22 protein-coding genes and 1 other annotated feature are annotated in these 21,984 nt (G+C 28.4%); of the genes, 10 read left to right on the plus strand and 12 right to left on the minus strand.

Annotated features, from left to right (window positions below; translation table 11 throughout):
* Nucleotides 1-102: 102 nt before the first annotated feature.
* Nucleotides 103-1,518 carry a spore germination protein gene (locus tag COL3_RS26340; protein WP_008425121.1) on the plus strand — a complete coding sequence of 472 codons (1,416 nt, stop codon included), beginning with the start codon at nt 103-105 and terminating at the stop codon, nt 1,516-1,518.
* 69 nt (nt 1,519-1,587) lie between these two features.
* Here the strand turns inward: COL3_RS26340 and COL3_RS26345 are convergent, their stop codons facing one another.
* Nucleotides 1,588-2,424, minus strand: coding sequence for a S1-like domain-containing RNA-binding protein (locus COL3_RS26345; protein WP_008425124.1), 837 nt, complete (start codon nt 2,422-2,424; stop codon nt 1,588-1,590).
* Between the two features lie 118 nt (nt 2,425-2,542).
* On the opposite strand from COL3_RS26345, the gene COL3_RS26350 reads away from it, so the two are divergent.
* Entirely contained in the window at nt 2,543-3,547 is a 1,005-nt protein-coding gene (locus COL3_RS26350) for a histidinol-phosphatase (protein WP_008425125.1), read from the plus strand.
* Between the two features lie 143 nt (nt 3,548-3,690).
* Here COL3_RS26350 and COL3_RS26355 read toward each other — a convergent pair whose 3' ends face one another.
* The gene (locus COL3_RS26355; protein ID WP_008425128.1) at nt 3,691-4,023 is read right to left on the minus strand and encodes a hypothetical protein; all 333 of its coding nucleotides are present in this window, start codon (nt 4,021-4,023) and stop codon (nt 3,691-3,693) included.
* A gap of 246 nt (nt 4,024-4,269) precedes the next feature.
* On the opposite strand from COL3_RS26355, the gene COL3_RS26360 reads away from it, so the two are divergent.
* The 3 genes from COL3_RS26360 (at nt 4,270) to COL3_RS26370 (ending at nt 6,034) form a co-directional block, all read left to right on the plus strand.
* Complete coding sequence (locus COL3_RS26360; RefSeq protein ID WP_008425129.1) at nt 4,270-4,737, plus strand: Lrp/AsnC ligand binding domain-containing protein; 468 nt, start codon at nt 4,270-4,272, stop codon at nt 4,735-4,737.
* 75 nt (nt 4,738-4,812) lie between these two features.
* Complete coding sequence (locus COL3_RS26365; RefSeq protein ID WP_008425132.1) at nt 4,813-5,010, plus strand: DUF378 domain-containing protein; 198 nt, start codon at nt 4,813-4,815, stop codon at nt 5,008-5,010.
* Nucleotides 5,011-5,272: 262 nt separating this feature from the next.
* The gene (locus COL3_RS26370; protein ID WP_008425134.1) at nt 5,273-6,034 is read left to right on the plus strand and encodes a putative ABC transporter permease; all 762 of its coding nucleotides are present in this window, start codon (nt 5,273-5,275) and stop codon (nt 6,032-6,034) included.
* A 45-nt stretch (nt 6,035-6,079) separates the two neighbouring features.
* Here COL3_RS26370 and COL3_RS26375 read toward each other — a convergent pair whose 3' ends face one another.
* Nucleotides 6,080-7,831, minus strand: coding sequence for a hypothetical protein (locus COL3_RS26375; protein ID WP_008425136.1), 1,752 nt, complete (start codon nt 7,829-7,831; stop codon nt 6,080-6,082).
* A 377-nt stretch (nt 7,832-8,208) separates the two neighbouring features.
* Here COL3_RS26375 and COL3_RS26380 point away from each other — a divergent pair, with 377 nt between their 5' ends.
* Nucleotides 8,209-9,096 (plus strand): ComEC/Rec2 family competence protein, encoded by an 888-nt coding sequence (locus COL3_RS26380; RefSeq protein ID WP_008425138.1) that lies wholly within the window; start codon nt 8,209-8,211, stop codon nt 9,094-9,096.
* Nucleotides 9,097-9,233: 137 nt separating this feature from the next.
* Here the strand turns inward: COL3_RS26380 and COL3_RS26385 are convergent, their stop codons facing one another.
* The 8 genes from COL3_RS26385 to COL3_RS26420 all read right to left on the minus strand — a co-directional run bounded on the left by COL3_RS26385 (nt 9,234) and on the right by COL3_RS26420 (nt 18,098).
* Nucleotides 9,234-10,025: a ribonuclease H-like domain-containing protein gene (locus tag COL3_RS26385; protein WP_008425139.1), complete on the minus strand. Its 792-nt coding sequence runs from the start codon at nt 10,023-10,025 to the stop codon at nt 9,234-9,236.
* A 14-nt stretch (nt 10,026-10,039) separates the two neighbouring features.
* Nucleotides 10,040-10,765, minus strand: coding sequence for an HAD-IB family hydrolase (locus tag COL3_RS26390; protein ID WP_008425141.1), 726 nt, complete (start codon nt 10,763-10,765; stop codon nt 10,040-10,042).
* 169 nt (nt 10,766-10,934) lie between these two features.
* Complete coding sequence (locus COL3_RS26395; RefSeq protein WP_008425143.1) at nt 10,935-11,471, minus strand: nitroreductase family protein; 537 nt, start codon at nt 11,469-11,471, stop codon at nt 10,935-10,937.
* A gap of 44 nt (nt 11,472-11,515) precedes the next feature.
* Nucleotides 11,516-12,649 (minus strand): AI-2E family transporter, encoded by a 1,134-nt coding sequence (locus COL3_RS26400; RefSeq protein ID WP_008425144.1) that lies wholly within the window; start codon nt 12,647-12,649, stop codon nt 11,516-11,518.
* A 251-nt stretch (nt 12,650-12,900) separates the two neighbouring features.
* On the minus strand, nt 12,901-14,592 hold the full coding sequence (gene argS / locus COL3_RS26405; RefSeq protein WP_008425146.1) for an arginine--tRNA ligase: 1,692 nt from the start codon (nt 14,590-14,592) through the stop codon (nt 12,901-12,903).
* Nucleotides 14,593-14,775: 183 nt separating this feature from the next.
* Nucleotides 14,776-15,032 (minus strand) — a binding site (T-box leader).
* 85 nt (nt 15,033-15,117) lie between these two features.
* A complete protein-coding gene (locus COL3_RS26410; protein WP_008425148.1) occupies nt 15,118-15,774 on the minus strand; it encodes a site-2 protease family protein in 657 nt (218 codons plus the stop codon).
* Nucleotides 15,775-15,999: 225 nt separating this feature from the next.
* Nucleotides 16,000-17,034, minus strand: a complete 1,035-nt coding sequence (locus COL3_RS26415) for a DPP IV N-terminal domain-containing protein (RefSeq protein ID WP_008425150.1) — start codon at nt 17,032-17,034, stop codon at nt 16,000-16,002.
* 20 nt (nt 17,035-17,054) lie between these two features.
* Entirely contained in the window at nt 17,055-18,098 is a 1,044-nt protein-coding gene (locus COL3_RS26420) for a phosphodiester glycosidase family protein (protein ID WP_008425153.1), read from the minus strand.
* Nucleotides 18,099-18,283: 185 nt separating this feature from the next.
* On the opposite strand from COL3_RS26420, the gene COL3_RS26425 reads away from it, so the two are divergent.
* Complete coding sequence (locus COL3_RS26425; protein ID WP_008425155.1) at nt 18,284-19,255, plus strand: biotin--[acetyl-CoA-carboxylase] ligase; 972 nt, start codon at nt 18,284-18,286, stop codon at nt 19,253-19,255.
* Nucleotides 19,256-19,307: 52 nt separating this feature from the next.
* On the plus strand, nt 19,308-19,484 hold the full coding sequence (locus COL3_RS29040; protein ID WP_180277997.1) for a hypothetical protein: 177 nt from the start codon (nt 19,308-19,310) through the stop codon (nt 19,482-19,484).
* Nucleotides 19,485-19,509: 25 nt separating this feature from the next.
* On the opposite strand, the gene COL3_RS26430 is transcribed toward COL3_RS29040, so the two are convergent.
* Nucleotides 19,510-20,469, minus strand: a complete 960-nt coding sequence (locus tag COL3_RS26430; RefSeq protein WP_008425158.1) for an L-lactate dehydrogenase — start codon at nt 20,467-20,469, stop codon at nt 19,510-19,512.
* A gap of 257 nt (nt 20,470-20,726) precedes the next feature.
* Between COL3_RS26430 and COL3_RS26435 the strand changes: the two genes are divergently transcribed.
* Together COL3_RS26435 and COL3_RS26440 are read left to right on the plus strand one after the other, a co-directional pair.
* Nucleotides 20,727-21,353: a 3'-5' exonuclease gene (locus COL3_RS26435; RefSeq protein ID WP_008425160.1), complete on the plus strand. Its 627-nt coding sequence runs from the start codon at nt 20,727-20,729 to the stop codon at nt 21,351-21,353.
* A gap of 170 nt (nt 21,354-21,523) precedes the next feature.
* Nucleotides 21,524-21,685, plus strand: coding sequence for a rubredoxin (locus tag COL3_RS26440; protein WP_008425162.1), 162 nt, complete (start codon nt 21,524-21,526; stop codon nt 21,683-21,685).
* The last annotated feature ends 299 nt before the right edge of the window (nt 21,686-21,984 follow it).

Consider the following 21,984-nt stretch of genomic DNA (forward strand, 5'->3'; position numbering starts at 1 on the left):
CCAATCTGCTTCCTTGCCTGATGAAAAATAATCATGGCATTTTGGACTTGTTATTTCGTTTGATGTGCCTAATACTTCATTACAGAGAGAAGGTAAGATATTTTGAATGTTACAAATAATTGCCAAAGGAATATTGATTTAATTCATTCCAATTTGGTAGTAGATAAAAGTTTTGATATTGTTGAAAGAAAATTTATAGTTGGTGGAAGAAATTGTGTTTTATATTTTTTAAACGGATTTATTAAAGATAGTATCATGGAAGAAATCTTAAAAGAGTTCTTTAAAATACCACCTGAAACTATGAATTCATATAAAGCAATTGATGATTTTATTAATAATCAAGTTTCACATGTATCTGTTAAGACCGAAAGTGATTTGGACAAAATTTTAATTGCATTATTATCTGGTCAGACAATAATGTTTGTTGATGGCTATGATTCATTTATACTCTTAGATTTACGTACTTATCCTGGTTCAGATTCGTCAAAACCTGAAAAAGAAAAAACCTTAAGGGGCGGAAGAGACGGCTTCATAGAAAAATTAGTATTTAATGCTGGTTTCATTAGGAGGCGAATAAGAGATCCTCGACTAGTTTTTGAAATACATCAAATTGGTAATATCTCAAAAACAGACGTATGTCTTGCATATATAGATGGTGTTGCAGATAAAAAAGCTCATGATTTAATAGTTAAAAGCTTTTCTGAAGTTAATATAAATGCTTTAACTCTTTCTGATCAAAGTTTAGTTGATATTATGTGCAGAAAAAACTGGCTTAACCCATTTCCGAAGGTGAGATTTACTGAGAGACCTGATGTAGCTGCTGCACATATAGTTGAAGGAAAAATAATCGTTATTGTAGATAATTCTCCAAATGTTATTATTCTTCCAACCGGTATTTTTGATTTCTCACAAGACGTAAATGACTATTATTTCCCACTATTCACAGGAAATTATTTAAGAATTGTTAGAAATCTTGTAATGCTTGCAACAATATTTTTAACTCCTGTTTATTTGCTTATTGTTAACGGTAATATATTTATACCTAGTTATTTTGATTTTATTAAACCGCAAGATTACTTTGCTTTACCCTTAATATTGCAATTCATATTACTAGAATTTGCAGTAGATGTCTTAAAGTTAGCCGGCTTAAATACACCAAGTCCACTAGGAAGCGCTATGTCTTTAATCGGAGGTTTAATTCTTGGAGAATATGCAATAAAAACTGGCTGGTTTATTCCTCAATCTATATTGTATATGTCCATTGTAACAATTGGGGATTTCACTCAGCCTAGCATTGAAATGAATTTTGCATTAAAATTTGCAAGAATGCTTTTATTATTGCTTTGTGGATTTTTTGGTTTCTGGGGATTTATAGGAGGTATTATATTCATTTTTGTAGTAATGGCAAGTACTAAAACAATAGCTGGTGATAAGTATTTCTATCCTCTAATCCCATTCAATTGGAAGAGTCTTAAAAATTTATTATTCCGTACAAGAATATCAAACGATGTCCAATAAAATTTAAAATTATATAAAAAAGCGGCAAGTTAAAAGTCCTAATAAAACTTATAACTTGCCACTTATAACTTATAAAAGTCTAGTTCCCTCTTTATCTTGTGTAATTAGTTTTTCTTTCATTAACCCGCCTAATGTCATCTTAAAGTAATTTTTACTTGTGTTAAATTCTCTTTTAATATCCTCTGGAGACGATTTATCATTATATGGCATAAATCCTCCATTTTCTTTTAAATATTTAAGTATTGTTTCGCTCAATTCACTTCTAGCCTCTAATCTTTTCTTTCTAGTTGTTATCCCAATAGTTCCATCTTCATAAATTTTTTTAATTCTTGCCTTTATTACCTGTCCTGGATATATGTAATCAAAATGCTCATTGGCTAGTATTAATCCTCTATATTCGGCATCTATTGCTACATTTAAAGTTCCATTCTCATTAATCTCATAAACTATTGCTTCTACTTCATCAGAAACTTTATATTTTCCTTCTTCCGCCAGATCTAAATATGGATGTATTCTAGTAGTTGCTGCTAATCTATCTGTTTTATCCACATACATATAAAATAAATATTTTTTTCCTTCTTTTAACTTAAAAGCTTGTTCTTTTAGTGGAACGAATAAATCTCTTTCAAGCCCAAAATTTACGAACGCTCCAATATCGTTTTGGGTTACAACCTCTAAATAGGCAATATTGCCAACAGTTAATAATGGCTTTTTTAGAGTCGAAATCAATCTGTCCTTCGAATCTCTATAGATAAATACTTCTAATTTATCTCCCACCTTTATATCATGACCTTTAGCTGCAGTATTTGGAAGCAAAACTTCATCTCCAGAATTATCTTCAAGATAATATCCAAAATCAACTTCTCTGCTTACTTTTAGTTTATTATATTCTCCAATTATAATCATATTGTTATTTCCTCCATTAAAATCCTAAAGTTATTTTAACATTACATTGAGTTATTGTCATTATTTTACCCACATATCTAATAATATATATTATAAATAATTTTTAGAGGTTTTAATATTGGGTAAAAAAAGATCACCAAGAACTAACTTTAACATAGATGAACTAAACTTCTATTATGGTATTCCCCATGCTCATTGTGGTTTTTCAACTGGACGAGGTACACCAATTGAAGCTTTCGATTATGCAAGACATAATGGACTAGATTTTCTAATCTTAACAGACCATAATAATTATTTAGCTAAAACAGTGCGCTTAAAAGGCAGTGAATTAAGTAAATGGGATGCCTCTAAATATTTAGCTGCACGATATAATAAAAAACATGAAAATTTCTTAGCACTAATCGGCTTTGAAAGTAAAACCGATCCTTATGGAGATATAAATGTTGTAAACTCCAACAGATTCTTTACTGGTACCGTAAATAATATGCAATTATTAGTTCTTTGGATGCTTAATAATCCAAATTCATTCATTTCAATCAACCATCCCCACAAAGCAATAGAATACTTAGAATATAATCCTATTATCAATAAACTAATTACTTCAGTAGAAGTTGGAAATGGTTCATCTCCAAATAAATATTTAAGATATGAAAAACACTATTATAATTTGCTCGATAAAAATTGGAAACTTGGCGCTATAAATAGCCAGGATAATCATAGACTAAATTTTGGCGATGATGAAAATTTAACCTGCATAATTGCTGATGAACTTTCAACCACCTCATTAATAGATGCTTTTAGAAATCGACGCACATATTCAACTGAATCCAGGACATTAATTATGTATTTTACTATAAATAACGATTTTATGGGTGACATACTCTCTTTAGAAAATGACAACCTGCAATTTACAATTTTTGCTCATGATCCTCTTCATAAAATATCTGAAATTCATATTATTTCTTCTGGAGGAACCGTAATAAAAAAGATATCCGACTTAAATTTAAATAAAGTAAAATACTTATATAATCATGATTCCAACGAAAATGAATTATGGTATATAATTAAAGTAATATTAGATAATAATAAAATTGCTATTAGTTCTCCAATTTTTAAAGAATAAACAGCTGTATATATAGTTCTTCCTTGATACTTAAATTTATAAATAAAGAAAAAAGCAATAGTTATAAATTTAAAATATAAAAATAGTAGAATGTACGATAAAACATGCATTTACTTAAGTTATACATTCTACTTATTTTTATCTTATTTATTTTTCTTTACTCTATTTGGCTTAGCCTTTGGTTTTATTACTATTTGTTTTTCTTTTCTTTTAGGGCCGCCTGTTTGCATAATCTCCATAAACCACAAAAAGAAAAGTACTGCAAGAATTGTTAATCCACCTGTAACATATATGTTTACTATATTCATAATATATTGCAAAACATATTGAATTACAAATAATATTACACCTATAGATAAAGGAATCCATTTACTTACACGTAGCTTATTAAATACATATTTTCTACATATTACATTAAATCCTAATATGATAGCAAGTGTTAATAAAAATAACAGAACTGTTGTTAAAATATTCATCTATTCAAATGCCCTCCTATAAAAAATCTATATGGTTAATGATAATTTATATAGAGATTATTATCAAGCACCCCTTTTAAATCGTTTAAATTTTATTATTTGATATTTTGTGAAAAAAGTATTAAAATTTATTAATATATTAATATTTCAAAATATTTTTAACAATTTTATAGATATGTCTTTAAATTTCTATACAAATTTGATAAAATAAAAAAATATATTATATGAATAATACGAGGTGATATAATGACAGTAATCTCAAATAATCATTTAGATGAATTAGATTTACAAATACTTGACTTATTAATAAAAGATTGCAGAACTCCTTATTTAGAAATTGCAAGAATATGTCACGTTAGTGGAGGAACAATCCATGTAAGAATGAAGAAAATGGAAGACATGGGCATAATTAAAGGATCTAGGATAATCTTAAATCTTCCAAAGCTAGGGTATGACGTATGCTGTTTTGTTGGTATATATGTCGATAAGACTTCATCTTTTAATGCTGTTTTTGACAAAATGTCTACTATAAAAGAGGTTGTAGAGTTGCATTTAACTACTGGTAACTATTCTATGTTTGCCAAAATAGTTTGCTCTAATATTACAGATTTACAAGATGTCTTATTAAATAAGATAAATAATATTGATGGAATACAACGAACAGATACTTTTGTATCTTTATCTCAACCTATTGATAGAAATATTTCATTATAATAGCGTAAAACATAGAATAAAAACACATCTTCTTATACATACTATACGTATACTATGAAAGGAGTGTTGTTTTTTATGAAACTATTAAACACAATTTCACTTGCATTAATAATTATAGGTGGAATCAACTGGGGATTAATTGGATTCTTTCAATTTAATTTAGTTGATTCTCTTTTCGGTACTTTCTCAGCGTTATCCCGAATTATTTATTGTTTAGTAGGAATTGCTAGCTTATATTCTATTTCATTTTTTGTTAGAGATAGAGCTAGTTAACTTATATTTAAAATGTCTATAGATGAATATTGTGATTTTTTCTATAGATAAAAAACTTAATTTCATATGTCTTAAGATTAACTGATGGTTAATCTTAAGAACTTATATATAATACTCAGTGCCTAATATATAAGTTTATAACTTATTTCTTAAAATCTAATAAGAAATTTTTAATATAAAATTAATTTTCATTGTTTACATTTTGATATATAATTATAGTAAATTATTTTTATTCAAATTGTTACTGGGGGGAAGTATATATTTGCGCACAATATTAAGTTTAAATTTGTACAACATAATATATTTCTTTACACTTTATTCTTTTGGCGGATGGTGTCTTGAAGTCTTATATTATTTTAAGAACGAACACAGATTTGTTAACAGAGGCTTTTTGTATGGTCCATTTTGTCCTATATATGGCTTTGGAGTAGTATTTCTTGTAGTATTCCTTGATAGCTATAAAGATAATATTTTTTCTTTATTTTTCTTAGCTGCTTTCTTCACTACAGTTTTAGAATATATTACTGGTTTTATCTTAGAAAAAACTTTTAAGACTAAATGGTGGGATTATACCGATGACCCGCTAAACATACACGGTAGGGTATGTTTACCTTATTCTTTACTTTGGGGCATTGGTGAAGTGATAATAATTAAAATAGTACATCCTATAGTTAGCAATTTTATTTCGGATATACCAAAAACTCTAGGTGAAATGTTTATCTTTATTTCCATAGTTTACTTTATCATTGATTTTTGCTTAACTATATTATCTTTGATACAATTTGATAAATTGTTTTATAGCTTTCAATTTGTGCCAGTAAACTTTTTAATTGATAAACCAAGCACTCTGTTTAACTTTACTAAAGGAAAAGCTGTTGATAAACTTAAAAACTTTGAATCTCTTTTTGGTAGATTTAAATTTACTTTAAATCATAGAAATTTACGATCAAACTTTTCAAATAAGTCATATAAACAATTAAACTATTTGTTTCAAGTTTTAAAGGACAAGTTTAAAAAGGATTAAGGAGAAACTGCTCCTTAATCCTTTTTATTATAACCTTTTAATTTTTTATTTCATTTTCTTTATTTCATCAAATAACTCAATTGCTGCATTTCTTGGACCTTCTTTTTCTTGACCTTTTACACCCAAACAAGTTCTAATTTGACCTATTTTAACTTGACCACCTTCAAACATTTCTTTAAAGTATTTATCGATAAGAACGTCTGTCTCAGATTGTTTTTGAGCTGGTCCAAATGGGTTAGCAAAATACGATTCTACCAATCCCTTTTCAGTAGTAGTTCCTTTAGCCATCCTAGCGCCAGCTTTAAATACTTTAATTGCATCCTCTGGAGTTTCAAAATAATTCAAGTATTTTTCTCCATCCTTAACGCTATCATAGTTATTTGCATAGAAAAAGAAATCGACCGAATGCCCCTTTGATATTTCTTTGTAGGATGCTACTGGAACAACAAGTCTCGCATTGACTTTATCGGGATTCATAAATATACTTCTATCCATTTCCTTAAAAGCATATCCTTGATCTAAATCATCTAATCTAACGAATGCCCCTATTTCAGTTCCATATCCCTTAATCACACCATCTTCTAATTTAAATGTACCCATATCATCAAAAACAATAGTCATATCGGAAATATAATCTTCACTTAAACTTCTAAAAGCTTCCAAGCTTTCAGATTTTCCTGCTCCACTATCTCCCATTATTACAACATTAGCTTCATCTCCACTTTTTAGTACGATATTAACCATTGATCCATGTATTGGTAAAAAGCCTCTTTTAATCATAATTAAATTATATAGAGTTAGTGTCATCTTCTTTATATAACCAAAATAATCGATTTTTTCTGAATGATTTACATAACCTAACATTATATCATTTTCAATATCATCGAAGAATACTGTTTTTAAGTCATCATCTTCATCCTTTGCACCAAATACATATATAATATCAGGTTTTCTTCCCCTTGTTTCCTCACTTCTAGCCATTTCAAATAAATTACATAAAGTTATTCCATGTTCCATAAAATCTCTATGGAAATAAATAAATGTAAGTAATCCACCTATTTTGGCTGGATAGCAGAACCAATGTTCTTTATTTATTTGGGCATACTTTAAAGGATTGTATTTAATTTCAGTAAACATACCATCTCTTGTATTTTTCTTAGGATAAGTAATAAACGGTGTCTCTAAAAGAATATGATCAATAAATGGAACGTCCTCAAGTAACTCATAACCATTTGGTCTTACCCATTCCATTTCATGAATCATAATACACGCATTCCCTCCTGCAGGTATTTGTCTATATACCTTTGGTTGGTAACCAACAACATGCTTTTCAATCTTTCTATATAATTTTAAAATTAGTGTTGAAAAATTAGCATTTGCTTCTGTAAAACTTACTGCTGCTAAACCTTGTTGAATCTTGTATCTATGAACTATAGTATATCTCTCAAGTCTTCTCCAGAATAAATAGAAATCCTCTATAAACATTATAAATTTATCTCTATCTTCTAATAGTTGTGCATAGGACTCTCTTATTTCTATTACTTCTTCTACAGTCATAACAGTTAGATATTTTATGATTTGAGTTAATTCCCTTCTAATATCTATTAAACTATCTGTATTAAATGAATCATTAAAATATCTATAGGATATTGAATTTTTCTTTTTTGCTCTTCTTAAATAAACCTCTAAAATTCGTCTAAATCCATCACTTTCTAAAATTGATTCAAAGGTATTACAGTACTTCGCTGTGAAGTTTATCATTACTTTGTCATTACTCATAGAAAATTCTTTTTTCATTTTTCTACCCCCACATGAATTTTTACAAACTTAAATATTGCATTTTTTCTTCAAATTCCACACATTAAAATAATTATACCATACTTTTTGCAATATTCAATAAAGTATTTTTTCATTTATCAATCACTTTGAAAAATATAGCAATATATTATTTAGTGTAAACTTATATGTAATAGATTACAAATCAGATTATTCCAACTTTATTCTCATTACATTAACATAAGCAAAATTTGTACATTTTATGAATATTACTTTAATTTTTTACGAATTCATTCGTATTTAATAATATACATTATTTTTTGATATCATATAGTTTTAGGATGAAATTGGTAATAATATTAACATAAGTTTTTCAATTAAGGAGAAATATACAATATATGTTTAAATGCTTTAACTCTAGGAAAAAATTTTTATTAATATTTGTATTTTTATTTATTATAATTTTTTCTGTTGTTATCATAAGCTGCAGATACTTATCAATTCATTCCAATAAGAACATTATACTTGATCCAAATAAAATGTATGTCCATTATATTGATGTAGGCCAGGGAGATTCTATACTTATTCAGGTAAATAATACAAACTTACTTATTGATTCTGGTCCTAAATCTGATAAGCGTAAATTTTTAAATTACTTATCTAAATTAAATTTAGATAAATTAGATTATATAATTGCAACTCACCCTCATGAAGATCATATTGGTAATATGGCTGATGTCATAAACAAATATCCTGTTTTATCATTTTATGCACCAAAGGTTCAATCTACAACCAAGACCTTTGAAGAGATGATTGATGCTTTAAAAAGTAAAAGTTTAAAAATTAATGTTATAAAAAAGGGAACTAATTCAATAAATTTAGGTGAAAATACTAAAATAACAGTCTTTTCTCCTACCAAGGATTACTATGAAGATTTAAATAACTATTCTCCTATTATTAAAATAGAATACGGAAAGACTTCTTTCTTATTTACTGGGGACGCTCAAAAAGATGTTGAAAAAGAAATACTTGATAATAATGAAGACATTAGTGCTGACGTGCTTAAAGTTGGCCATCACGGCTCATCTACCTCTACATCGCCTAATTTTTTAGCTAAAGTAAATCCTTCAATTGGAATAATTTCTGTAGGGCAGGATAATACTTATAATCATCCTAATGACGAAACACTTAATAACTTAACTAAAAATAAGGTAACTATATTTCGAACTGATAAAGATGGATCAATAGTATTATCTTCTGACGGTTCAAAAATTACTAGAAAATAAAAAAACAATCTATCTTCTCAAATTTATATGAAAAGATAGACTTTTTTATCAATAAAAAACTTTCAATATTACTTTCTATTTGGCACATGAAAGAAAATAACAACTCTAAAATACCATAGTTATTTTTTAATTGTGCCTTAATAATCTTGATCTAAATCATCCTCTAATATTTCTTCTGTATCTTCTTTAGCATCATTATAATCATCTAACTCTTGAAGAACTTCTTCTTCAAAGTTTTCTTCCAAGGCCTCCGATTCAAATATATGATCTTCTATTATAATGTCTTCAAAAATATATTTTTTCCAATTTACATAAATATAATATAAATTTATAACATCTTGCTCATTATAAAGAAGAATTTTTTCTATCTTTTCCTCAGGCATTCTTTTAAAATAACTTCTATCTTTCATAACCTTATGGAAGGTCTTAGCTAAATTAGAACCGCTAATAACCTCGCCTTCTCTTACAATATCAAAAACCTTCTCTAATTTCTTAAGACCGATAGATAATTTCTTATATTTTTCATACTCTTTTTGGATGTCTATTGAATCGAATTCTTCGCTAAAATCATAATATATACCATTCTCTTTAAAAAGATAATTTATAACTGTAAAATCATTGTTACCTGAAAAAGTGATTATTGCCTTTTTTCCTTTTTGTTTCATTTTCATAAAATAGTCCCTTGCAAGATATAGAATATTCGTTGCCTCATCTCTATCTTCAATCATATATTGAGTAACTAATATGCTATTATTTTTCTTATCATATTCACACGCTCCAAATACTCCAATACATTTGGGCTTTTTGTAAACATAATGTTCAAGATCAAAGAAGATAACTTCCTCAGGACTATACTCTTTATCTTGAGACTTTAACATAAATTCATCTCTATATTCTTCTACATTCACCTTATTTTCACGAATAATCACGGTACCACTCTTTCCTATAAGAATTGTATATCTTCGATGTCTAGATTATATATTACATCCTTTCTTTCAACTATAACATTAACTCTTTTAATTAATTCTCTATCTTTCAATACCTTTTGCAAAAGTTCCTTTGTTGGATTCATGCAGTAAGGATGTTTTACTTTTTTAAACATTGTATAATCTCCTGCGGTATCACCATAGGCATAACTTTCATTTAAATCAATATTATATTTGTTAACAAAATCATCAATAGCTTTTTCCTTACTTTTACTATCCCACATCGGAATTACTTCACCTGTATACATATTATTATTTGTAATGTATTTTGCACCTATAAAATCTGTAAATCCATATTTTTTTGCCATTTCACCTACTAATTCTGAAGGAGACCCTGATATTATAATTAAAGTGTGCTTATTAGCTAAATGCCACTTTATTCTATCCCTTGTAAAAGTATATACTCTATCACCTTTATGTTCTACCACTTTTCTAGCTATATATTCCATTTGATATCTTTCTAATCCTTTAATAGATTCGATATATATATCTATCATTTTTAAAAGGTAATTATCATAATCACCTTGTCTTCTATCCCATTTCATAAAATAAGGTCTTAAGTCATTATACCATCTTTCTGACCCAATAATCTCATATTTAACCATCTTTTTAAAGACTTCTGTTATTAACCCTTCTCTGTATAAAGTACCATCTAAATCAAAAAAAGCCCCTACTCTTGTCATTGTCTCACATCCTTTTTTACTTATTTATTATACTTTATTTTTATAATTCAGAAAAGATTAGATACTAGGTGAAGTTAATTTTAACTATTAAATTCTAAAAGTTTCTATAATTAATAAAAACACTATCAAATAAAATTTCTATTGATAGTGTTTTTAAAAATATTATTGCTTATTCTATAAATATCGAAATTTCATTTAATCTTTTTCTTACTTTCTTTCTCGTATCATTATGCTCAGGGTATCCTATTGCTACCACTAACCTTACTCTCTTCAATTTGTTAATATTCAACAATTTTTTAAGCTCTTTTTCATTAAACCACCCTAAAATGCATGTACCTAAATTTTGGGCAGTTGCAGCCAAACATATATGTTCTGTTGCTATTCCAAGATCAACAGATCTATAATCTTGTTGTTTCATTAAGGCTCCAGCACGAGACGTTAAATTTCCACTCTCTTCCACTACAACAATAAACGCTGGACATTCGGAAGTAAATTTATTCATAATTTTATCCTGAAGACAATTCGCAACTTTTGGAACCAGTTCTTCATTGTTCACAATAATAAAGTTCCATGGCTGACTGTTACATGCTGAAGGAGCTAATCTTGCCGCTTCAATACATTTAATTAATTTTTCCTTCTCAACAGGCTTATTTAAGTATTTTCTACAACTTTCACGTTTATTTATTAGTTCAAAAAATTCTTCCATTATGATTCTCCTAACATAAGTTATAATTACTTTTTCATCAGATTTTAGATACTAGAATCATCTAATTTTTCTTTTCTAACTAAGTTTGGATTGTTTTGTTTAAATTTATTATATATTTTTTCATAATATACTTTTATCGTAGCCATTGTAGGCGATCCCAACAGCATACCAATTGGACCTAGAATTCCACCGCCTATAGCTACCCCTAAAATGATCCCCAAGGGACTTATACCAACTCTCTTTCCGATAAGTTTAGGATCAAGATACCACGCATCAAATAAATGAATAGAAAGTAACACAAGAAATACTATTAAAGCCTTCATAGGCGAAATAAAAATTGCGACTGCAGCACCAACAATCTCACCAATAAATGGACCGAAGTAAGGAATCATATTAGTTACTCCTCCAATTAACGCAATTAACGGCGCATATGGTTCACCTACAATTACTAGCCCAAAAAGTGCTATAATCCCTATTATTGCAGAATCAATTGCTTTTATTCCAATATAAATTCCTATCATTTTATGATATGTTCTAATAAGTTCAATTAATTTAGTTCCATTCTCCTCTTTAAAAATCATATATGTAATAGTTCTTGCACCTCTAATAAGCTTATTCTTATCTGCTAAAACATAAATTGAAATTAAAAAACCTAAAAGTACATTAAGAAGATTTGATGTAAACGATAATAAATACATTGCAAGATTTTGTAGCAAACTTATTGTTACACTTCCAATTTGACCAGACGCTTCTTCAAATTTATTTAGAAGACCCGCTTGTATAATTGCCCCTTTTACTCTCTCGTTTTGAAGGATGGCATTTACCCATTTTTGCACCATTTCTACATATTTAGGCATCTCTTCTGTTATTTTTAATATACTGTCTACTATACTTGGTATAGTAAAAAATAACACTATAAATATTAAAGCAATAATTATGAAATATGTAACTCCTATGGCTAATACTTTTTTTATTTTTAGACGCTTTTCAAAAAAACTCACTATTGGATTTAATATATAAGCACAAATCATAGCATATATGAATGGAGTCATAATTGATAATATCTTTTTAACAATATCAAAAAAGTAATCATAATTATCTATAAGCTTGTAACCAATTACTCCTATTAGTGCAAATATCAATATATCTCTATACTTAATATTTTTGTTAATAAACAATTTATTCCAGATCCTCTCCTGTAAATTATTCATATGCCTAATTATACCATACATTCATTTTTAACGTTACGGTATATTTCTGAAAAGCGAAATAAAGATCTATAATATAGTTATAGATTAAATTCAATTATTTAAAATGTCTAACTACACTTGATTTAAGATATATATCTAAACAAAGAAATTATATAAATGTTTGTGAAATGGACATTTATATAATTTCGGTTGATATATATCTTAAGTCTAGGGTATCTTTACATTTTTTCTACTACATCTATTCCTAGTAATTCTAAACCGTTCTTTATTACTTGAAGGCTTGCTTTAACTAAATTTAATCTAGTAGCTTTTAAGCCTTCATCTTCTAAATTTAATACAGAATGTGCATTATAGAACTTATTAAATCCCTTTGCAACTTCTATTACATATCTTGTTAATATTGATGGTTCTAATTTATCCAAAGCTAAAGTTATTACATTATTAAAATTAGCTAAGCTCTTAACTAATTCAAACTCCTCTTTTGAAGCTAATTTACTATAATCAACAGTTCCATTGCATCCATTTCCTCTGTTTAATATACTGTTTCCTCTTGCATATGAATATTGAACATATGGACCAGTTTCTCCATCGAATGATAATATTTCCTTCCAATCGAAAACAATATCCTTTTCTCTTGAATTCTTAAGATAAGTGAAAACTACTGCTCCTACACCAATTTTCTTTGCAACTTCCTCTTTATTTTCAAGTTCTGGATTCTTTTCATTAATAACTTCTTTAGTCTTTTCAACTGCTTCACGAAGCAAATCGTCTAGTAAAACAATTGATCCATTTCTTGTTGAAAGCTTTCTATCCGCAAATTTAACTAACCCAAACCCCACGTGTACACAATCTTTTGCCCAGTCATGTCCTGCAAGTTCTAATACCTTAAATACTTGCTTAAAATGTAATGCTTGTGGAGTTCCAACTACATAAACACACTTGTGAAAATCATAAGTCTTCTTTCTATACATAGCAGCAGCAAGATCTCTCGTTGCATATATTGAGGCACCATCACCTTTAAGCACTATACATGGAGGCATATTATAATCTTCAAGCATAACAACTTGAGCTCCGTTACTTTCCACTAAAAGACCTTTTTCTCTTAACTCATTGACAACAACGTCCATCTTGTCATTATAAAATGCTTCACCAGCTAAAGAATCAAATTTTACACCTAAAATATCATATACTCTTTCAAATTCCTTTAAACTTAATTCTCTAAATCTAGTCCAAAGAGCTGTAGCTTTTTCATCACCAGTTTCCAATGCTTTAAAATTAGCTCTTGCTTCATCTTCTAAAGCTGGATCCTTTTCTGCTTCTTCATGGAATTTCACATATATTCTAAGCAATTCATCAATTGGAGCTTTTTCTAAAGCCTCTTCATCTACCCATCTATCATAGGCAGAGATAAGCTTGCCAAATTGAGTTCCCCAGTCTCCTAAGTGGTTTAAACCAACTGTATTATAGCCTTCCTTCTTAAACATTTTATATAAAGCATTTCCTATAGCTGTAGTAAATAAGTGTCCTACATGGAAAGGCTTAGCTATATTAGGTGAAGAGTATTCAACACAGACAGTTTTTCCTTCTCCCACATTAGATGATCCATAGCTATCTCCATCTTCTAAAACTTTTTCAATTGTATTTTCTGCAAATACCCCTTTATCAACGAAGAAATTAAGGTATGGTCCTAAATTTTCAATTTTTTCAAAGCCTTCAGCCGGAATAGAATTCTTCAATTCCTCTGCTATCATATTAGGAGCCTTTCTCATAACTTTAGATAATTGAAAACATGGAAAAGCATAATCTCCCATTTCTGGCTTTGGTGGTATTTCAATTAGATTTTCTATAGTTTCAATATCTAATTCCACATGAGCTTTTATTAATTCTGCAACCTTATTTTTGTAATCCATAAATATCCTCCTTGATTTTGGTCAAATATTATTATCTAAATTCAACAGGAACTATCCTGTAAGATTTTTAGCAAACTATTTTATTATAGGACTAATAATTATTTTTAACTTTTTGTGGTAAATGTATTTATATTAATTTAAGAAAATATATTATTATACAAAGAAAAAAAGCTCCTCTCTTAAATAAGAGACGAACTATCCGCGGTACCACTCTAATTGTATCTTATATAAATAAGATACCCCTTAACTTTTAACGCAAATTTCTTGCGATCCTCCTTACTCAAAATATAAAAAGATAATATCTATAATTTATCTTTTCTCTATCTATTTCAGGTGACTTCTCCAAGGCTCTCTTCATATTAATCTATCCATAGGGCTTACACCGTTCCCCTATTCGCTTAAGGAATTAATTAAACTACTTTCCTCTTCACAGAATTTTCTATATTAATGATAATATATTATACAAATTATATATTTATTTGTCAACTCAGTGATTTTTATATAATTCTTCAATCTAGTTTAATATTATAAAATATATAGTAACATATTACCAAGTCTATACAACATATTTATTATAATATTTGCTGGTACTTGGATTATCGCTCCTCCAACGTATATTAAAACTAACATTATTATCATTTGGTATTGATAAAATACTCCTTCATATTTATAGAAAGTCTTTGGATTTAAATCTCTCAAGAGACTAAATCCGTCCAAAGGTGGAACTGGAAGTAAATTAAATATTCCTAAAAACACATTAAGTTCAAGTACCTCTCTTATCATTTGATGTAATACTGTATTCAGCGCTGTTGGTAGTCCATTCAGAAATCTTACATAGAGCACCAATACTAACATAGCTACTATAGATATTAAAAAGTTTGCAATCGGCCCTGCCAAACTAACTTTTAAATGATCCCTATGATAATTTTTAAACGCCGACGGATTTGTTTGTACAGGCTTTGCCCATCCAAATCTAAAAAGCAAAACCATAATAAATCCTAATGGATCAATATGAGTAATTGGATTTAAACTTAATCTCCCTTGAAACCTCGGCGTCTTATCTCCTAATTTATCAGCTACTAATGCATGTGCGTATTCATGAAAAGTAAACGCGATTAGTATTGCTGGAATCATTATAATCCTATCATATATTATTTGTTGTATATTAAATAGTGAACCCATATTTTCCTCCTCTTTTCCTATACATGTCTTGTATTATACCATATTTACCAAGTATTAATACAATATTTTTTTAATTTTATTCTCTATGACATTAAATTTAACATTATAAACACTAAATTCTAACTTTATACGTTAGAATCTATTTTTTGCATTATTATCGTATAAATTATATTATAAATAAAGGATATTCAATCACTATTTTAATCGAATATCCTCCAAAAATATTTATTTTGTATTTAAATTCTTATAGACTAATTTTCCATCATTATCAACTGTAGCTATAAAACCTTCTTTAATTTGAATAAGCTTTCCTTCATATTCAACTTCACTTCCTGAAGTTAAGTTCTTCACGCTTCCTTTAAGATTGTCATTAACCAAAATTTCGCTCTTATTATTAAAATATATATCGTCAGAATTTACAACAGAGTCTAGTGCGACTTTTTTCCAAGTTGAAGTATCCTCATCAACTTTACCATAAGTTATGTTTGTTATTTTATCTCCATTAAGTTCTCCCATATATACCACATCGTTTCTATCAATTCCTAAAAGAGTCAATTTCTTATTTGAATTAAAATTTAGCTGTTTATTTGGTGAAGTAACGTAAAATGTTCCTTTTATTTTATCTGCATAAATCAATCTATCCGCATGAGGAATAACCTGTATATTACCCAAAATATATGTTTTGAGGTTAACTTCCTGCATATCATTATTTCTATCTATTCTGTAGACTGTATCCTTTGATCCACCTTTATCTATATCCACATAATATACTCCTGTAAAAATTGAAGCACTTATTTTTTTAATCTTCATATTATCCTGATATGTACACATTTCCTTAACAAGAGTTTCCGTCTCATTAACTGCATTATATGTTATAATTTGAATTTTAGATTTACCACTTTTTTCAACCTTTTCTGCTATTACTAAAATATCTCTTTCTGGAAGCCAGTCATAATACAGAATAGTTCCTTTATCTTGAGTTGTAATCTGAGTGCTTTTGCCAGTTTTAGTATCTTCTAAAAATAAATTATCATCTTCTTTATAACTTAAATATTTACCATTATATGATATGTTAATATTTTCAGCTTTTGCTGAAATAGATGCCTTAATATCTTTTGTGTTGTCTTTTTTTAAATCTAATATATTGCTTTTAAATTCTGATGTATGCTTAAATACAACGTTATTTAAAAAATATAAGACGCCAACTTGTAGTATTATAGATAACATTGCCCAGGCAATTACCTTTTTAAACACCTTCATAACCTGATCCCACCTTCTGTTTATTTAACAATAATTGCTGTAGCAATAGTTCTTTCACCCATGCTGTTTGATGGCTTATTAATTATATCCCCATCATAATACATTGTTGTTGATTTTCCTCCATCTAAGTTGATTGCATTAATAGCACCCAATTGATACATGATTTCTTGCACTTCTTTAACTGTAGCACCAAAGCTTCCTATTTCTCTTCCATCAATAACCATAAGAATTATAGCTCCATCTTGTCTTTGCCCTATTGCAGTTTTAGGGGCAATTCCAAAACCACCATCTCCATTTATTGTTAACTTCTTACCACCTATGATTAGTGCAGGTGTAAAACTAACAGCTTCCTGAACTCCTTGTTCTTTTAATTCATTTACTGTGTAATCACCAACCATCATTTTACCTTCCTTAGTTATGCCTAGACATGTTGTTGGCTTACCATCTAGATCATCATGGACAACTTGTCCTCCTGTCATAACTACACCCGTTGGTAATCCACCATTTCCGGTCCATGATTGTGTTGAAGATTGATCTACAAATCCTCCACCATTAATAGCTGCAACAGCTCCATTCTCCTCAGCAATTTGAGAGGTTGTTTCACCTTCTACTCCTGGTTTAGAAGTAACTCCAATCTTAACTCTTGATGGATCTTTTACAACCATGTAATAACCATTATATTTTGAATTACCCTCAATTGTATGAATTTCTATAGTATTATCTTTAATTTTAGGGATATTTATTTGAGATAAATCTGTTTTCTCCCCATTTGTTTCAACTGAATTCTGCCCTTGAATTTCTGCTATTTTAGCATCAGACATAAACCATTTAACCAAGTACTGATGACTCATTGAAGTCATTGCTGCTCCAACATATGTAGATTTTGCATTGTCAAACGGTCCATATAAAATCATAAAAGGAAAAGTACATGCTGTGAACAACATTTCAAAAGCTAAAAAAATAAGTAATGTTTTAATATTTATTTTCTTTCTATTTTTCTTTCCTTTTTTTATTTTCACTTTAGATTTTGGATTTATATTTTTATTATTTTTATTTGTATTCATTTTATTATCCTCTCTAAAAATGCTTACATTCGCTATCATATTTTAAATTACGCCAAACTTTATTATATATTATTTTATTTTAAATTACAATAATTTCATTTTTCCATCATTTTATTCTAATGCCAAATTAAATTTTTTCTTTAAATCCTATTATGTTATAATTACACTTAGGAGGTAGTCGTTTTATGGAAGAAAAAATTTTAAATGAATTAAAGAAATCTGAAAATTATGTTTCTGGTGAATACTTAAGTTCGACTTTAAATGTTTCAAGAACTGCAATATGGAAGCATATTAAAAATTTGAAATCAAAGGGATATATAATAGAAGGAATTTCAAATAAAGGTTATAAATTAATTACTTACCCGGATTTATTAAATAAAACTGAACTTTTGCCTATGATAAAAACATCTAAAATTGGCCGAAATATAATTTATTTTGATAATATAGATTCTACAAATATTAAAGCAAAGGAACTTGCACAAAAAGATGCAGAAAATGGTACTATAGTTATTGCTGAAAAGCAAACCCTTGGCAGCGGTCGTTTTAACAGAAAATGGGTTTCTCCCTCTGGCGGGCTTTGGTTTACCTTAATATTGAGACCAACTATCCCTCCAACCGAAGCACCAAAGATAACTCAAATTGCTGCTGCTTCTGTTTACAAGACATTAAAAAAGTTTAATATAAATGCAACTATTAAATGGCCTAACGATATTCTCTTAAATAACAGAAAATTATGCGGGATATTAGCTGAAATGAAATGTGATATGGATAGCGTTCACTATTTAGTTTTAGGCATAGGAATGAATATTAATATAGACAAAAATGATTTTGATGAAAGCATAAAATCTACTGCTACTTCATTAAAAGTTGAATGTAAGAACGAATTTAAAAGAAGCGAAATTCTTTCCGAATTTTTAAGTCATTTTGAAGAACTATATTACAAATTTATAGACAATTTAGATCTCTCTGAAACAATTTCTATTTGCAGGGATAATTCTAATATTTTGGGAAAACAAGCAAAATTAATTACATATAATAAAGAAGAAATTGTAACATGTATTTCTCTTTCAGATACAGGAGATCTCATCGTTAAAGACAGTAATGGACATGAAAAAGCAGTCCTCACAGGAGAAATAAGTTTCAACGGAATGAACTAATATATAGCATCCACTAGACTTAAGCATCTATCCAAACAAAGAAATTATATAAATGTTTATGAAATGGACATTTGAAAATAAGCTGCTAAAGCACTTAATGCCGGATTGTTCCATTTATGCTTGTCAAAATAAATTTGGAGCAAGCATAAGTGGGTACAATCCGGCATTTAGTGCTTTCAGCGAAATTTTCATAGTTCCATGGAATAAACATTTATATAATTTTGGTTGATACATGCTTGAGTCTAGTTTGCATGCTAGATATCTTTGTTAATTATTTTGTGGATGTGTTCTTTTAGTACTGTTGCTGATTCTTTTAATCTTTTTAGTTCATTTTCATCATTTAGTACTGGGTTTACTATTCTTACAACTCCAGTACTATTTATAATTGCTGGTACAGCTAAATATACATCATCTATTCCATATTCTCCTTGCATTAAGCAAGATACAGTTAATATTGTATTTTCATCTCTTAATATAGCCTCAACTATTCTATTTACAGCTAATGCAACTGCAAAATAAGTTGCATTTTTTCTGCTTATTATTTCGTAAGCAGCATTTTTAACATCACTTTCAATTACTGCTTTTACATCATTATCCCATTCTAAATTAAACTTTTTAGCATATTCTTCAAAGCTTCCACCAGCTATGCTTGCAGTACTCCAGCTTACAACTTCACTATCGCCATGTTCTCCTAAAACATATGCATGAATATTATTATTATTTACATTAAAGTATTTGCCAATAACATATTTTAATCTTGAGGTATCTAAAACAGTTCCTGATGCAATAACCCTTTCTTTAGGAAACCCTGATAATTTATAAGTTATATATGCTAATACATCACATGGATTTGATACAACTAGTAAGATTGCATTTGGACTCGCTGCTGCAATTTGTGGTACAAAACCTTTGAAAATATTATAATTTTTTTCAATCAAGTCTAATCTGGTTTCGCCTTCTTTTTGTGCCGCTCCTGCTGTAATTATTACTATGTCTGAGTCTTTTGTCTCTTCAATACTTCCTGCATAAATACTGACTGGTTTAACAAAGGATGTTCCATGAACGAGGTCCATAACCTCCCCCATTGCCTTATCCATATTTATATCAAATAAACATATTTCTGTAGCTACTCCACTATTCATTAACGCATAAGCTGTTGTTGCTCCTACAAACCCTGCTCCAATAACTGATATCTTACGTCTTCTTTCAACCATTTTACGTTCCTCCTCTAGATGACTTCGTTGATTTATTCTTTCCAAATCAAAAAATTTTTATTTATTCATTTAATTATTATATCACTAAAATTCTATTTATATTAATTAATAGTAATTCTTACTATTAATTATAACTTATTTGAATTTTTTCGTAAATACTATATAATTAAATTTAGTAACTTAATGATAATTTATTATTCAGGCATTTTAAACTCATTGCATTAAATGCCTATATGCACAAGATGGAGGTACACTTAATGAAATTATTATTTTTCGATACAGAAACTACTAGTATAAAACCGGGCAGCATTTGTCAATTAAGTTATATAACTGTTGATGCTAGTGTAAAACCACAGGTAACCACTGGAAAGAACTTTTTCTTTACAGTTGAGGAAATGGACCCATCTGCTGAAGAAATTCATGGTTTTTCTTTAGAAAAACTTTATGATTTGTCAAATGGTCAATATTTTGAGGATTTAGTCCCTGAATTCATCGATGATTTTGTTAATTCAGATTTTTTAATTGGACATAATGTAAATTTCGATGTTAGATTTTTAAAGCATGAATTACTATCTTTAGGAGAAGATTTTACGCCTAAAAATATATTCTGTACAATGGCTTACTATAGAGACATCTGCAAGATTCCAAAAGCTAATGGGGAAATTAAGAATCCAAAATTATCAGAGGTAATTGATTGGCTTAATATTCCTAACAGCAAAATTGTTGAAACCTCTGAAAAGCTGTTTGAGGGTAGTGGAAATTATCATGATGCTAGGTTTGATACTACTGCAACTTATTTGACAGTTATAGAAGGTTTAAAAAAAGGATATTTTCCAAAAGGTTATTTTTCTGATCTTCTTAAAAAGGCTAATTCAAGACTTTAAAATAAAAATATATTTTTTATCATTAACACCTTAAAGACATCATCATATACTGTAATATAATTAATAGAATTAACTATTATTTATTTTAAATACTTCTATATTTGGTTACAAAATTCCCTTATTTTGTTTCATTATTTTACTCTTGTTTAAATAATAAATGAGGTGATGAAATGGAAAAATATGTTTGTGAAGTATGTGGGTATATTTATGATCCTGAAGTCGGAGATCCTGATGGCGGAATACCTCCTCATGTAGATTTTGATGATTTGCCAGATTATTGGGTTTGTCCCATCTGTTCTTTTAACAAAGATAATTTCTCTATTCAAGAGTAGTTACAATGTAAAGGTTCTAAAAATATACTAATTGCAAATTGATATACTTAGGAATCTTAGACACATAAAAGAAAGTAACAAGCCCAAGATGCCTTGATGAAAAATAAGCTTGGCAGATGGACTTATTATTTTTTGATTGTGCCATATATAGCTATTATGCTATTATTACAAAAATCAATTATATAGGTAAAGGCTACAAGAACTAAAATTTAATTCTTATAGCCTTATTTTCTATATACTCTTATGGAAAGTTCTGCTTATAACCTCTAATTGCTGCTCTTTTGATAATCTGCTAAAGT

Origin of the sequence: Clostridium sp. LS (genome assembly GCF_002760435.1) — a bacterium.
Classification (GTDB): domain Bacteria; phylum Bacillota; class Clostridia; order Clostridiales; family Clostridiaceae; genus Clostridium.